Genomic DNA, 14993 nt, shown 5'->3' with positions numbered 1-14993 from the left:
GAGAAACGAGCCAGTCACCGCCTGTTCATCGGAACGGAAAGGCATCCCCATGAACTCCTCCGCGCACGCGCTCTCCCGATCACGGAGACCTGCGTTCCGACTCCTGGTCGTCGCGGCCGTCGTCCTGGTCGCCGCGGCGAGCTGGCTGACCACCAGGATCAGCGCCCGAGCCGCCGTGCCGCCCCCGGCGGCCGGGTGGAACCTGGCCTTCAGCGACGACTTCAACGGCCCGGCCAACACCGGGCTCAACCGGTCCGACTGGCTCTACGACCTCGGCCACGGCTACCCCGGCGGCGCGCCCAACTGGGGCACCGGCGAGATCGAGGAGACGACCGACAGCACCGCCAACGTGTACCAGGACGGCGCCGGCCACCTCGCCATCAAGCCCATCCGCGACGCCGCCGGCAACTGGACCTCCGGCCGGATCGAGACCCAGCGCACCGACTTCGCCGCGCCCCCCGGCGGCAAGCTGCGCGTCGAGGCGTCGATCCAGCAGCCGAACGTCAGCGGCGCCGCCGCGGCCGGCTACTGGCCCGCCTTCTGGATGCTCGGCGACGCGGCGCGGCCCAACGGCGCGGCCGGCTGGCCGGGCATCGGCGAGATCGACATCCTGGAGGACATCAACGGCCGCAGCTCCGAGTTCGCCACCCTGCACTGCGGTGTAGCCCCCGGCGGCCCCTGCAACGAGTTCAACGGAATCGGCAGCGGCGAACGGCCCTGCGGCGGCTGCCAGACCGGCTTCCACACGTACGCCATGGAGTACGACCGCAGCGTCTCGCCCGAACAGATCCGCTGGTACCTCGACGGAAACAACTTCTTCACCATCAACGCCACCCAGGTCGACGCCACCACCTGGAACAACGCCACCCACCACGGGTTCTTCGTGATCATGAACGTCGCCATGGGTGGCGGCTTCCCGGACGCGTTCGGCGGCGGGCCGACCGGGGCGACGCAGTCGGGCGTACCGATGCTCGTCGACTACGTGGCCGTGTACACCAGCGGTGGGGGCGGTTCCACGCCTCCGCCGCCTCCGCCGCCGCCCGGCAACGGGCGGGACGCGTACTCCACGATCCAGGCCGAGGACTTCGACGCGCAGTCGGGCACCCAGACCGAAGCGACCTCCGACGCCGGCGGCGGCAGCGACGTCGGCTGGATCGCGAACGGCGACTGGCTGCAGTTCAACAACGTCAACTTCGGTACGAACGCGGCGCACCAGTTCAGCGCGAGGGTCGCCGCCGGCGCCGCGGGCGGCGTCAGCGGCCTGGTCGAGGTACGCCTGGACAGCAGAGCCAACGCGCCGATCGGCAGCTTCGCGATCGCCAACACCGGCGGGTGGCAGAGCTGGCGTACGGTCCCGGCCAACATCGCGGCCGTCACGGGTACGCATACGGTGTTTCTGACGTTTTCGAGCGGTCAGCCGGCCGACTTCGTGAACGTCAACTGGTTCACGTTCGGCCACTGAGGTCTGACGGCGTCGTTTTCGGGTCGTTACTTTTGCGATCTTGGGGATTTTGACACCGAATACGGTGTCAAAATCCCCAAGATCTGTCTCCGTGCTACCGGCCGCCGCCGAAGACGACCTCGCGGACCGTCCGGAGCAGGATCTTGAAGTCGAGCCAGAGCGACCAGTTCTCGATGTAGTAGTTGTCGAAACGCGCCCGATCGGAGATCGGCGTATCCCCGCGCAGACCACTCACCTGTGCCAGGCCGGTCAGGCCGGCGGGTACCCGGTGCCGTTGGGCGTACAGGCGGTGCTCGGCGGAGAACAGCTCGACGAAGTACGGGCGTTCCGGTCGCGGCCCCACCAACGTCATGTCGCCGCGAAGGATGTTCCACAGCTGCGGAAGCTCATCGAGCGAGGTGCGGCGCAGGAACCGACCGACGGGCCCCACCCGGCTGTCGTGCGCCACCGACCAGGTGGTCTGCGAGTCGGTTTCGTCGACCGGGCGGAGCGAACGGAACTTGAGAACCTCGAATTCCGTTCCGTTTCGGCCGACCCGCTGCTGCCGGAACAGCACCCCGGGGCCGCCCTCGATCCGTACGGCGATCGCGCAGGCGGCGAGGACCGGACTGACCAGAACGAGCGCCAGGGCGCTGACGATGACGTCGATCGCCCGCTTCAAGCCCCACCGCCAGCCGCTCAAGGTGGGGACGTTGAAGCGCATGACCGGGATCGCCCCGATGTGGTCCGGGCGAGTGGTCTGGATCTGGAACTGGTGTATCCGGGGGACGAACAGGATGTCGCGGTCGGGAGTCATGGATTTGCGCAGGACGTCGGCGAAGCCCGCCTCGGTGATATCAGGATCGGAAAAAATGATCACCTCAGCACGCCGATGGGTGCTCACCTCGGCGAGCTGTGCGAGATCACCCAGGTACGGGACGGTCTGGGCGACAGCGTTCAGGCGGTGCAGGTTGTCGACGAACCCGATGACGTGGAGGCCGTACTGGGGATAGCGGGCGAGGATCTGCGCCAGTTCTGCGGTGAGTGCCCCGCTGCCGACGATGATCGTCGGGTGACCGACGAGCCGCCGCCGGCGCGCGGCGCGCATCGTCCACATGGCCAGCGCCCGCCCGACGAGCAGAAGAACGAGCATGACGGTCGCGGTGCGCAGCAGCTCGTCGACCCCCTCGAAGGTGTCGTGCCGCAACGCGGCGACGAAGACGACGATCGCTGTCGCGGAGAGGAACCTGCTGGCGAGGGCCGGCATCTCGTCCAGAATGGACAGATGGAGGCGTGGCCGGTACAGCCCGCCGGCTGCCAGGAGCGCGATCGACAGCGCCGCCGTGACGGCCAGACCCCGCGCATGGGCAGAGTTGGACGGAATCAACGACGACAGCGCAATGACGTCCACGGGAAGCAGGAACATCCAGGTACGGGAAGTCCTGATCAATTTCGTCGACAGGCGCCTCGTGGCGGTAACGGCATTCCTGTCGCTGACGTGAGCCGGGGTGTACGCGGCGCGCGTCCTGATGCTGCTGGAGTGCGCTGGAGCGTGGTGTCTCTGCTGAGGAATAGCGGGCGCGAAGGTCGACTGAACTTGCGATTCCCGGGACAGCAAGGTGCAGGCCTCCAAGCCGCCTAGATTGCTGTTGAGTTGAAACCACCGCGGAAGACGCTAGGAAGCGCGGTTCCGGCGCGCCATCACCCAGGGTCTAAATGGTCTGACTCACCGTCGTAACCGGCGTCGTACTTTTGGCCATGCAAGGACGTAGATGCTACAGCGACGGCAGGGGGTTGCTTTCGGTTGTGCCTGGCCGGGGCTTGCCGATTCGGTGCAGGTTGACGTGCGCTATCCCGTGTCGCAGCGTGGGCGGCTTCTGTTCGTGACTCTGTGCTCTTGACGATCGAAAGTGCGATTCGGGACGTCTCCGCCAGCACGGCTGATATCGCTGGTGTTCGGTACGTGCTGGTCGTTCCTTCGTGTCTCGCCAGCAACGCTAGATCGACAGTTCCGTATGATTCCTGCTACCGGTGTGAGCGCGGGAGAGAAGATCTGCAATGGGAGGCATCCTTCACGTCTGCACGGCCAACCAGATCCGCTCCCCGATAGCAGAGCGGCTCATGGTGGCCGGCCTGTGGCGCCGTTTCGGGCCGGTGGCCGACTCCGTGTACGTCACCAGCGGAGGCATGAGAGCGGTAGCCGGGATGCCGATGCAGCCACTGGCGGCCGCGGAGCTCGAGCGGCGCGGTGTGCCTGCTGACGACTTCGTCTCGCGCCCGCTCGACCTGAAAGCCGCAGAGCGCGCCCACCTGGTGCTCACGGCAACCCGCGAACATCGTGACGAGATCGTCGGGTTGATGCCGGCGGCGCTGCACCGCACGTTCACGTGGCGCGAACTCGCTTGGCTCGTACGCGGGATGGATCCGGGCAAGTTACCGGGGCGCTTCCCAATTGAGCGGGTGGCCAACCTGGCCAGGGTGGCACGGCACCGGCGGGGCTACCTGAAGCCGCCGGCCGGTGAACTCTTCGACGTTGCGGATCCGATCGGCGGCGCTAAACAGGAGTACCGAACGGCGGCCACGGAGATCGAGGAGGCGATCGAGGCGATTCTGGACGCCCTGTAGCAATTCATACTATCTGCTGAGGCGATTCCTTGGTCACGAGTCGTATGCCGTGCGGAACCGAGGTCATGATCTCCGGTCGTTGAGCCTCGTCGGTGGTTTCAGCCCGCCTGCGTGGAAGGAACATCCTGCGCGTGCGGGCAGCGACTGCAAGCGCAATTCCGTACACGAGCGGCCATCGGGTAGTCGTACTCAGGTATGGGAAAAATGTGAGTATGATTGGCATCTGCAACAGAAAGCACACCGCCGTAGTTTCAGTCAGCGATGCCTGACTTGGCGAAACCTTGGAGGTAGCCCGCATGGCGTGAATCGTTGACATCAATACCAGCACGCAGAGGGCTAGCGCCGCTAAAATCCCACGGCCGACCCAAACGTGTAGGAACTCGTCGTGCACATAGAGAGCGTGTGCGTCGCTCGCAGCCAGCCCGGACGGTTGGGGGGAGTCAGGGCCGAGCCCGAAAAGCGGGCCGGTGATGCCGAGTTCGTAACCACGGTGGAGGTCGCCAAAGTGGCCAGCCGCCGAATCCTCATGAGATGCGCCCGTTAAGACTGCGATCCCACCTTTAAGTCGAATGCGTAGGTTGTCGGGCAGGGCCGACGAGAACACAACGCATATCGCCATGATCCCACCACTCACGACGCTGCGCCTGAGAACACGCTTACGCCGGGTAAGCACGATGAGCAGGAGGCCGGTAATTAACAGCGCGAACACCGGGGTGCGTCGTGGACTGAGCAACAGGACGACCCCCGCGGCCAGTCCGAGTCCAATCTCTAGGCGACCCCAATGTTGACGCAGGAAGACTGCCAGCAGTATCGCAGCCGCTAGACTGGGTGTAACCGCGTCGTAATAGAGCACAAACCGGGGACCACGCGCGCCGAGTCCTGCCATGACGAGAACGGCAACAGCGGCCTTGTACGCCATGAGGGCGAACAGTGCGATTGAAAGCATCTTGTGATCGATGTCGCGTACGTGTTTGCCAACTAACATGCCGGCGACGATCAGCAACGGAGGGATGATGGCCTTCTCCGACGACCTCATGCCACCTGAAGCGAGCCCGGATAATCCCGCGCCGATAATCAACGCACCGACCGGACAGAAGTAGCTGACGGGGAATTTCTTGCCGGCACGCATGGTAGCGAGGAGCGGAGTCGCCGCAATCGCGATTAGGGTGAGCAGCGACACCCTGAATATTTGCGCTGAATGAAGCTGATGCCCAAGGCTGACGAGCGTTGGCGCCTCTAGCACGCCCTCCGCAGCGTTCCTCCCGCTAGCATGCAGTTCTTCGACTACGGCTGCCGAAAGGGCCAGAGTCGCTGCGATCGCTCTTGTTACACCAAGACGGACGACGAACCATATACCAACCGACGAAGCGGTAAACCCGAATGACGTGACGGCTGTGAACTGAATCCAGTTCACTGTCCACGTCCTACGGTGGATGGCGATCTTGTCGCAACATGGCTCACCAAATACGCCAGGCCCTCTAGCGCTGCCCAAACGGCTGTCTTGTTCTTACAAACCGGGAACTCGGGGTGCCTCCGGTGTCGCCGGCTCGGTGGCTTGCGTCTAGTAGCGGAATCAAGTGACGCCGGCAGGAGGCGGCGAGACGGTCGAGGGCATTCTCGATCTGATCTGGGTATCATCGTACCCACGAGCTACCTCGTTGCGCGGTAACGACGCGGTGAGGGCGCGTGGTAGTACGTTCCGTAAGCTTCCTTCTTCTCCTTCTTCTCTCGGTTAGCAACAACGCCGAGGACGGTCGCCCCGACCGTACGGAGGGTTTCTATCGCCGTGGTGAATTGGTCCGTACGGGTCCGCGCAATTCGTGTGACCATCAGGGCACCGTCGGTTGCTTGGGCGACAATCGCCGCATCGGTGACCGGCAGCAGCGGCGGTGAATCGAAAATTACCATCATGTGTGAGGCCACAAGCGATTCGACGGTCTTCTTGAGTCTCGCGGATGCAAGCAGTTCACTCGGGTTGGGCGGCTTCGGGCCCGACGTAAGGACGAAGAGCGGCAAATCTGGCCGCCAAGGCTGAAGAGCGTGTCTGACAGGTACGTCGCCGAGCAGTACGTTGGTCAGTCCGACTCCGCTGGGGAGTGCGAACAATTCCGCGACGCTCGGTTTCCGCAGGTCAGCATCGATGAGTGCAACGGGCTGACCGGCTTGGGCAAGTGCGATCGCGAGGTTCGCCGCTGTCGTGGTCTTGCCCTCCTCTGGGAGTGAGCCGGTGACAACAATGCTGTTGAGTTGCCGGTCAACCGACAAGAACCGGATGTTCGTGCGCAACTGCCGGAACGCCTCGGCTCTAGGAGAAGACGACTCATCAATGATTAACGGTTGCGGCTTTCCCTTCGACTCGTCAGGGAGAGATCCGAGTACCGATGCGCCAGCGATTTCGGCGGCTACAAGCTTGCTGCGAATCGTCCGATCAAAGGTGGTGCGCAAGACAGCGAAACTAGTACCTAGGGTAAAGCCGAGTATCAGCCCAATTGCTAGATTTAGGCTCAAGCGCGGGCTCACGGGAGCTGTTGGAGTCGTGGCCGCTTGCGTGACGGAAATCTTCACCGGCGAGGTGTTCTCGCCAGCCGGCGTCTCAATCCGGTCGACCAGTCGCGGGAACTCCGCGGCCACAGCATTGGCAATGTCACGTGCCCGGTCAGGCGAGGTGTCCCGCACAGTGATATCCAACAGGACAGTATCGAGCGGATTGGTCGTCGAGATGTGCTTGGCAAGGTCTTCCGCTGTGTACGGAAGATGTAGCGACTGCGCTACAGCTCGCGTAACTTCTGGGCTGTTCACAATTGCCGCGTATGATTTTGTTCTTTGTTGGCTGAAGGTGTTTCCTTGGTTGAGTTGGCTGGTGTCTGCTCCCCGGCCGGTAACCGATACAAACAACTGTACCGTGCCCTCATATACCGGTGCCTGCAGAGTCGACACTATACCGGCGCCGAGGCCACCTACGGCAGCAGCTGCGAGCACCAAAAGCCAGTGAGCGCGAATTGTGCTTAGGAACTTGGAGAGGGTCATGTGTCTTCCAGCCGATTCACTTCATTGGTATTCTCTGCTCGATGCGAAATGCGTCATTGGTAACGTAGAAGCGGGCGCGGTAGGGTTCGTACTTTGCTAGGTCAATCGGATTGAGCCCTCAGATGTCCACCTTGCTTGGGCGTCGATGCCCTTGCCAAGTGACGCCTAGACACGGTGTCCCATAGGTAATGCCGAAGCGCTATAAGATCCTGTGAGTTCAGAACAATGAAGTTTGTAAACCCGTAACTGGTTCCAAGTCTAGATAGCGCGCGCCAGGCGATCGCGAGGGATAACCCGTATCCCGCGAGGCTTGCTAGCGCTGCGCCAATCGCGCCAAGGGGAGATAGGGCCAGTAACAGGACCACGCCAAGGGCGGATCCGATGACGAGAGAACGAGATGACGACCGTGGCCTTCCTTCGACGAGCAGGATCGCCGTCATGCACGTCATACCTGTGTATAGCACGGTACCGACTGCCAGGATCGTTGTTGGTAGCACTGCTGGCCGGAACGGCTCGCCGAAAAAGATTGGCAAAACAATCGGAGCAAGCGCTGTCACGCCTAGGCACGAGCATGAGGAAATCGCGACTGCGCAGCGGGTCACTCTCGTTACGTTGACGGTATCCCCGCCTCTAGCCCCCAGCAAAACCGTTCGGGCTGCGGCGGCGATTACCATTGGTATCTCGGCGACGCTAACCGCGACGGCATAGTAACCGAGTTCGCGAGCGCCTATCAGAGGCAACCCGATCACCTGGTCTAGCCTCGCGGTCGATACCATTGCGAGAACACCTGGGAGGCAACACCATGAATAGGAGGCGATAGATCGCCTTGACGTAATGGTGTCCTCAAGCTCTGAAGAACGACACGGCTCGGATGTGCGTAGGCGATAGATCGCAATGGTAACGCCAATGAGACCCGAGGCTAGAAAGATCGCAGCTGCCTCGAATGCCGTTACATGCAAGAGCAAGCAGGCCAAGGCGATGAAGGCTGCCCGCGCCAGAGCTGGAATGGCCTTGACTATGTTGACGCTCGGCACGTCGGATACACCTGTCAGGCATCCGATCAAAAGATTCACTAGTACGTGGACGGGTGCGAAAAGCGAGATTAGAACAAACTGGCTGTAGGTCGACGCGAGCCCAGCAAACAGCCACCGACCGAGCACCAATAGGAGTGCGAGGCACAAGAGCCCGAGCGGTGCGGAAGCGACAATCGCAATTCGAAGGGCCCTACGGCAAGTAATCTTGCGCTGGCCAAGGTGGTAACTCAGTGAATCCTGAAGGCCAAGCGTTCCGATCCACCCGCCAACGACGAGAGGCAGCGTAAAGGCGGCGTAGAGGCCCCGCCTATCAGGACCAAGCTCCCGGGAGAGGACTGGACTGACGAGCATACCGCTGAGCGGTATGAGGAGGTTTGCGAACGACGCCGTTGCGAGCTTCTTGATCGACACGCTAGGTGATCTCCCACGGCAGCAGGTCAACGCCGCATCGAAGACCTATGTGGTCGGCGAGAAGATGATTGACCTTGCGCTGAAAGGCGTCCTCAGAGAACTCGGCGGCAGCGAGTTCGGCCCCGCTCACTGACATTCGCTCTAGATCGCTGCTGCTTGAACTTATGATCGCCTCTGCAAGTTCTTCTGGCGATTCTCGTATCTGGATGCCATCCGTCTGCGGTATCCCTTCCGCCCCGCACGATGTGGAAAAGACGGGTACGCCGTGCGCAAGGAGGGTCAGAGTCTTTAGCTTAACGCCGGCGCCACTCCATAGGGGCACAACGGCTGCATATGCGCTACTCAATATGGGCCGTAGATCTTCTACAAACCCTAAAGTTGTCACGCCATCGTGCGTTTGAAGATTTCGTTTCAGGTGGGCCGACAATCCTGATCCTATAAGCGTTAGTGAGAAGCCGCTGCGCCGTAGTTTCTCCCAGCCATTTCGTAGAAATCGCCGGAGGCCGACAATATTGGATTCGTACGCGAAGCTACCCAACCAAACAAGCTTGAGTGGTCCTGGTATTCGAACGTAATCCGCAGGAGCTGATACGCAGCTGGGTATGATGATATCCGCACGCCGACCGTGCATAATGACCAGCCGCTCCGCTTCCTCCTGGCTGGTAACTGAAACGGTGCGACATCGGACAAGTGCGGACGCTTCAAATGACTTCGACGTCCGGGAAATATGAGCGGCTCTCGCCTTATATAGCAGGCTACGAGATTCTGAGATGGCCAGCGGTGCGCTGGCGGCCAACACGTTCGCTTTGTCCCAGTGCCAGGCCAACATCGTGGATTTGATGTAGGCGCCCGCAGCCTCCCCGATTGCCAGTGCAACTCCGGTTCTACGTGCTAGTGATGCATGCAAGTCACGGCTGTATCGGCTACGGATCCAAGGTGGGAGCCCTGCTGCACGTGCCTCGGTGAACCTACCGAGCGGGCCCATCCGGCCGAGGAAGTACGGCGTTGCGTCGTAAGTACGCACTGTAACGCCTTCGAGTAGCTCCTCTAGTCGTCGCACGTCCGCCGCTGTCGTCGTAGGCCGGCGTACCACCAGTAATGTGTAACTGCGCACTTGCGCGAGTGCCCGTAGCATCATGAGTACTCGTACGGGGTCGCCGCGATCTTGTGGCAACGGAAAGTACGTGGATACCACTGTGAAGTCCATGCCTAGGCACCACGCCTCTCGCCGGCCTCTAGATCGCTGCGTTCTCGGCGTAGGAGCCTGAGCCAGACAGTCGTAAGTCGCTGTGCCTGAACGCCGGGTGAGAACTCCGACAGAACCCTGTTGTGCAGGACATGGGCGCGTTGACGTGCCGCCTCGTGATCTGTTGCCGCAGCTCGGATAGCGTCTGCCAGGAGGTCTGGCCGCGATGGGGGTACCAGCCAACCTGCACCGGGGATGACCAGTTCCGGAATGCCGGATACATCAGTCGTTACGACTGGCACCATCATCCTGGCGGCTTCCATGAGGAATACGGGAATTCCGTCAAGATCGCCGTCCGTATCAGCCTGGCATGCAAGAACCGCTACGTCCGCACCGGCCAAGGATTCGATGGCTTCGGCATGCGGCGTAGCCCCATGGAATCGAACCTGTTCGAAAAGGCCATGGGACCTCGCCAGGTCGTTTAGCGAATCCCAGAGCGGCCCCGCGCCGAAGATGTCGTACCTAAATTCAAATCCGTCTTGCTTTAGAATGCGGAGCGCCTCGATCGCCGTGTCGATACCCTTCTTGGCGACAAGGCGGCATATGCTCACGATTTTGACGGGGCCGTCGGACTGTGTTGACCGGCGCTCCGGAACAGCCCCGACAGTTGACGCTCGAACTACGCTGTGCGGGTGGTTGTCGATCCTGACCCCCAGGTGCCGCATCTGATCTATCGCCGAGGATGAGATAAGGAACAGATGGCTCAGAAGACTAAGCCTCCGGTCAAGTGCCGGAACGCGACGGTCTAGCACGAAGTCGGCGGCGTGAGCGGTTGAGGTAACGGGAATATTCAGCTTCTGTCCGAGTAGGATCGCGACCGCGGTTGGCAGTCCAACAAAATGCGAATGGATGACATCTGGTCCGTATTGCGAGACTGTCGCAGCTAGCGACTCCGCTTGGGCAGCTGCGAATATGCCCCTTATGCCGTAGTCGTATCCAAGAGCCCGCCAGCCTCGCACAACAGTAGCGGGGCGCCTGAGGATTGTTGCGACCATGTGAATGCCGTGGTGAAACCGGCTGGGTTGTTTCGTGTTTGCAGAGAAGCTCTCCACGGTTACCCCGGCGTGCTTTAGGGCATCGACTTCCGAGGTTACGAAGGTTTCGCTATAGGTGGGGGGGTACAACGAAACATAAGCGACTTTAAGTCCGCTGCCTCTACTTCTCATTGGGCACCCGCGTAACCTTGTGTAGCGACAGCACGTGGCGAAAGAATTCGTGGTGCCGTCGGATGCACTCGGCATCTGTCATGACCCGCGTCTCTGCTGCACCTTGAGAAATATGCTGCCTAAGGTCGTATGAATCAGTCAGCGCACGCAGGCTTTCGCTGAGAGAGACCGGATCGTTTGGTCGCACGAGGATGCCATTAGTCCCAGAGATCAGCCATTCGCTGGGGCCGCCGCCCTCGGTAGCGACTACAGGTTTTCCCATTGCGAGCGCTTGTAGAACTGTTTGGCCCATGGGCTCGGGTGTGATGGAAGCGTGTACCACGACGTCCAAGGAATCTATGAGGTATTCCACATCTTCGACATGACCGAGGAAGTCGACTCTGTCGTCGATTCTGAGTTGGCGCGCCAGACTGATGAGTTGTTGTTCGTAGTCGGTCTCCCCGAAGAGCGGTCCACCGGCAATGATCGCGCGGACATTGAGGTCGTTGCATGTCGACGCGAAGGCCTTAAGAAATATATGTTGCCCCTTCCATTGCTGCAGTCGCCCGATCATGCCTATTTTGCGTACGTGTCGGCGTGGTGCCGTATGGACTCTGTCGCTCATGCCTATAGGGCTTTGCAACACGATCTTAGGCAATGCGTCTGTTATGAATGGGGCCACGGACGTGAGAGTGGCTTGTGAGTTCGCGATTATGGCGCTTGCTCTTGGGATGGCAAGCTTGGTGAAGGCTTCGAATCCCAGTCGGCCGAGGCTCGCGGGCGAAACTATATCTCGGATGTGAATGATCAACGGGATCCGGGCCATAGCAACTGCTGGTGCTGCGAGAATCGCAGCCGCTGCTGTATTGGCGTGAATCAGGTCGGCCTGACGGAAGCGTTCGCTTCTATAGAGAAGATGAGAATGCTTCATTAGCGCAGTGATGTACGCGAGCTGGCGGCGCACGTTTCGTGAACTGGTTCCACCCGTCGGTAACGTCGGAGTAGGGGTCTCCACCGGGATGCCGGTTGCTGTAAGCGTCGCGAAAACGCCGGCGGATCCTAGGGTCATCACAGTCGCGGTCCACGCTTGCCCTCGATTGAGGAGCCTGAGCAGAGCGAGTTCTGCTCCCCCTGGTTGTGAGGTGTGGTCGAGGTGAAGGATCTTCATGACGTGCGGATGGAGATCATTTGGTTGCGGCTCGCGTGCGGCTAAGGGTACTGGTGGATGTGGTGTAGACGTCGGTAAAGATGTCACGAGCGCTTCGTCCTAGATACCTTGAGAAATCCATGACCCCAACCTTTCCTTGAAGGCATCGCTCGAGAACCGGCTTGCGTTTGTCATTGCTGCGTCGGCCGAGAATTCGTCCAATTTGCGAACGAGGGCTGCGTATGCTGCGGCCTCAAGTGCACCGGTAAGGAAGCCTGTTTCGCCATCTACGACTGTTTCCAGCAAGCCGCCCCGCGCGAGCCCGAGCACGGGGGTGCCGCACGCCTGCGCTTCGACGGGAATCATGCCGAAGTCCTCGTGGGCGGGGTAGAGGAGACACTTAGCTCCCCAATAGAGCTCGCGCAGGCGCTCTCTCGTCGGGCGCGTCTCGAACGTGACCGGGACGTCGACCTTGTCGGCGTGTCGGCGCAGCGACACCTCCTCTGGCCCGGAACCAGCAAGGACTAGGGGGATTCTGGCCTCGGCCGCGATCTCTATGATCAGGTCGAACCGCTTGTAGGCGATCCACCGCCCCACCCCGAGCAAGTAGGTCCGGTCCTGCTGCTTGACGGTTCGCGGCGCATCGCCGAAGAACTCGACGTCGACCGGGGGGTGGATCACCCGCGCGTCGCGGTTCCAGTACCGGCGGATGCGGGCCTGGACCTCACGCGAGTTGGCCGCGTAGGTGTGCACGTGGCGGCTCAGCCGTTCGTCTGCCGCCCGCAGGGCCGCCCGCATGGGACCTAGGAGCCGTCGCGCTCCGCGCCCGTCCAGGTTCGGGCTCCACACGTACCGCGCGGGGGAGTGGACGTAGCTCAGGTACCGCGTCTCCTCAGGGTGGCCGAGCTTGACGGTGTGGGCGAAAGCGTGGCTGGACGAAATGACGATGTCGTACTTCTGCCGTGTGAGGGTGCGCCAGGCCAGCGGCATGAAGGGCAGCGCGACGGACTTGCTGCGCCGCAGCGGTGTCTTCGACATCCACGATTCTCGGAGGTCGAGATTGGCCTTGGCGTCGTGGTCTTTCCACAGCACGTACCGGTCGGCATGTGGGATTACGTCGGCCATGCTCAGGAAGACCTGCTCGGATCCGCCGGTGGCGCCGAACCATTCGTGGATCAAGGCGACCGAGCGGCCGGCAAGCGGATCGGCTCCCAAAATGGCATCAGGAGCTGCCACGTTCACTTGCGACCGCCAGGAATGGCACGTTGTACCCCCGCGGTACCGCGACAAGAGACTGCCTCGTCCGTGCCTGCGGCGGTACGGGTTACCAGTGCAATGCCGGTGTTCAGGTGATGCAATGGTTCCGTCCAGCGCATGGCGGATGGCACGCCGATACCTCCGGTCCCAGCGGTAATGATCCATTCCTTGCCGGCCTCGAACTGTCGAGCACGAGTGCGAGGCAATGGGCGGCGACGACGGCCGCTCTTTGGCATCGGTCAATAGATCCCAGGACTGCCCGGCCTGTCAACGGGGGTGAGGCATTGCGCAAAAGCGCGATTCGCTCGGCCGAACGGCCTATAGCGCGTCGCGTGCATGCGGTATTTCCGCAGCTTATTGCTGCTTTGCTCGACCGCTGAATTTGTTTCATGATTCGACGGGATGATCGGCTCTGAATCGCGAGACGGTCGGACTATTCCGCCCTGCACAAGCGGTCGCTGCGGTGCTGGTTTGGGAATCTTGGGGCGCGGAACCTTGAAGGAGTGCGCACCGCGTGCGTTAACTCCCACGGGCCATACCCCGCACCTGTCCGCAACGGGAAGGTGAGATGTCCGTACCCTCAACCGCACCCGCCAGCCAGCACAGATGGCGCGTCGGCCGCAGACTCCGCGCCATGGCGGGTTGGAAGAAGGCGCTGCTGGGCCTCGGTGTTCTGCTGTTGGTGCTCGCGACCGGCACGGCTATCGGTGCGTACGCCCTGGTCAACCGCTATCAGAGCAAGGTTTCTCGGACGGATCTTCTCGGCACGGTCGCCAAACCGAAAGACGAGCAACGCTGGAAGTCCGGGCCGCTCAACTTGTTGCTGCTCGGCTCCGACTCGCGGGAAGGCGAGCCAGACCAAGGGCGCTTTCCGGGTGAGCGGTCCGACACGATCATGCTGGTCCACATCAGCAAGAACCTGGACAAGGCCACGGTCATCTCGCTCCCGCGTGACAGCTACGTCAACGTCCCTGCCGCCGGGCCGTGGGAGGGTGGGATGAACAAGCTGAACTCCGCGTTCGCGTTCGGAGGTGCGCCGCACGCGGCAAAGACCATCACCGAGCTGACGGGTGTCCAGTTCGACGGTGCGGTCATCGCGAACTTCGCCAGCATCCGCAAGCTGGTCGATCTGGTCGGCGGGGTGAACGTCTGCGTCCCCTACGACGTCCGCTCGACCTTCTCCAGCAAGGTCTGGAGCAAAGGTTGTCATGATCTCGACGGGGATGAGGCGGAGGAGTTCGTACGGCAGCGTAAGGAGGTGCCCGGCGGCGACTTCGGGCGCATCCACGACCAGCAGCTGGTCGTGAAAGGGATCATGGAGAAGGTCAACGCCGATGGCATGCTGACCAACCCGTTGCGACTGGACAGCCTGCTCGTGACCGCGGCCCAGGCGCTGACCATCGACAAGAGCGTTGATCTCCAGGAGCTGGTGCTTGCAGCCAGGCAGGTCAAGCCTGCCAACGTCAAGTACGCGACGGTGCCGTACACGAGCGCCAATCTGCAGACCCCGGCCGGATCGGCGGTGAAGCTCGACGACAGCAAGGCGGCCGCGATGTTCGCCGCTGTACGCGATGACACCATCCAGGAGTGGCTGGAGGCCAATCCTCAAAAAGCGCCCGAGGGCTAAGTCGTTGCTGGTGACGGCCGTGTGGCAGGGAAG

General features: G+C 61.7%; 11 protein-coding genes and 1 pseudogene. 4 read left to right on the top strand and 8 right to left on the bottom strand.

Annotation, left to right across the window (positions count from 1 at the left end; translation table 11 throughout):
- The first annotated feature begins 49 nt into the window (after positions 1–49).
- Positions 50–1462: a glycoside hydrolase family 16 protein gene (locus tag HC031_RS14845; protein WP_167925894.1), complete on the top strand. Its 1413-nt coding sequence runs from the start codon at positions 50–52 to the stop codon at positions 1460–1462.
- A 94-nt stretch (positions 1463–1556) separates the two neighbouring features.
- Here HC031_RS14845 and HC031_RS14840 read toward each other — a convergent pair whose 3' ends face one another.
- Positions 1557–2867 (bottom strand): sugar transferase, encoded by a 1311-nt coding sequence (locus HC031_RS14840; protein WP_167925893.1) that lies wholly within the window; start codon positions 2865–2867, stop codon positions 1557–1559.
- A 632-nt stretch (positions 2868–3499) separates the two neighbouring features.
- Between HC031_RS14840 and HC031_RS14835 the strand changes: the two genes are divergently transcribed.
- Entirely contained in the window at positions 3500–4066 is a 567-nt protein-coding gene (locus HC031_RS14835; protein ID WP_167925892.1) for an arsenate reductase/protein-tyrosine-phosphatase family protein, read from the top strand.
- A 4-nt stretch (positions 4067–4070) separates the two neighbouring features.
- Here the strand turns inward: HC031_RS14835 and HC031_RS34385 are convergent, their stop codons facing one another.
- From HC031_RS34385 to HC031_RS34380, 3 genes are all read right to left on the bottom strand, one after another.
- A complete protein-coding gene (locus tag HC031_RS34385; protein ID WP_167925891.1) occupies positions 4071–5480 on the bottom strand; it encodes an O-antigen ligase family protein in 1410 nt (469 codons plus the stop codon).
- A gap of 236 nt (positions 5481–5716) precedes the next feature.
- Complete coding sequence (locus HC031_RS14825) at positions 5717–7093, bottom strand: tyrosine-protein kinase domain-containing protein (RefSeq protein WP_167925890.1); 1377 nt, start codon at positions 7091–7093, stop codon at positions 5717–5719.
- 101 nt (positions 7094–7194) lie between these two features.
- On the bottom strand, positions 7195–8538 hold the full coding sequence (locus tag HC031_RS34380; protein ID WP_167925889.1) for an MATE family efflux transporter: 1344 nt from the start codon (positions 8536–8538) through the stop codon (positions 7195–7197).
- Between HC031_RS34380 and HC031_RS33115 the strand changes: the two genes are divergently transcribed.
- Positions 8528–8671 (top strand): hypothetical protein, encoded by a 144-nt coding sequence (locus tag HC031_RS33115; protein WP_240942521.1) that lies wholly within the window; start codon positions 8528–8530, stop codon positions 8669–8671. The genes HC031_RS34380 and HC031_RS33115 overlap by 11 nt on opposite strands.
- A 39-nt stretch (positions 8672–8710) precedes the next feature.
- Here the strand turns inward: HC031_RS33115 and HC031_RS34785 are convergent.
- From HC031_RS34785 to HC031_RS14800, 4 genes and pseudogenes are all read right to left on the bottom strand, one after another.
- A pseudogene (locus tag HC031_RS34785) lies at positions 8711–9169 on the bottom strand (glycosyltransferase family 4 protein); the annotation flags it as partial.
- Between the two features lie 578 nt (positions 9170–9747).
- On the bottom strand, positions 9748–10908 hold the full coding sequence (locus HC031_RS14810) for a glycosyltransferase family 4 protein (RefSeq protein ID WP_167925887.1): 1161 nt from the start codon (positions 10906–10908) through the stop codon (positions 9748–9750).
- A 31-nt stretch (positions 10909–10939) separates the two neighbouring features.
- Complete coding sequence (locus HC031_RS14805; protein ID WP_167925886.1) at positions 10940–12097, bottom strand: glycosyltransferase family 4 protein; 1158 nt, start codon at positions 12095–12097, stop codon at positions 10940–10942.
- Positions 12098–12196: 99 nt separating this feature from the next.
- The gene (locus HC031_RS14800) at positions 12197–13312 is read right to left on the bottom strand and encodes a glycosyltransferase (protein ID WP_338090664.1); all 1116 of its coding nucleotides are present in this window, start codon (positions 13310–13312) and stop codon (positions 12197–12199) included.
- Positions 13313–13967: 655 nt separating this feature from the next.
- On the opposite strand from HC031_RS14800, the gene HC031_RS14795 reads away from it, so the two are divergent.
- Entirely contained in the window at positions 13968–14960 is a 993-nt protein-coding gene (locus HC031_RS14795) for an LCP family protein (RefSeq protein ID WP_240942520.1), read from the top strand.
- The last annotated feature ends 33 nt before the right edge of the window (positions 14961–14993 follow it).

Origin of the sequence: Planosporangium thailandense (assembly GCF_011947195.1) — a bacterium.
In the GTDB taxonomy this organism is placed as follows: domain Bacteria; phylum Actinomycetota; class Actinomycetes; order Mycobacteriales; family Micromonosporaceae; genus Planosporangium; species Planosporangium thailandense.
This window is presented reverse-complemented; position numbering and strand designations above follow the sequence as displayed.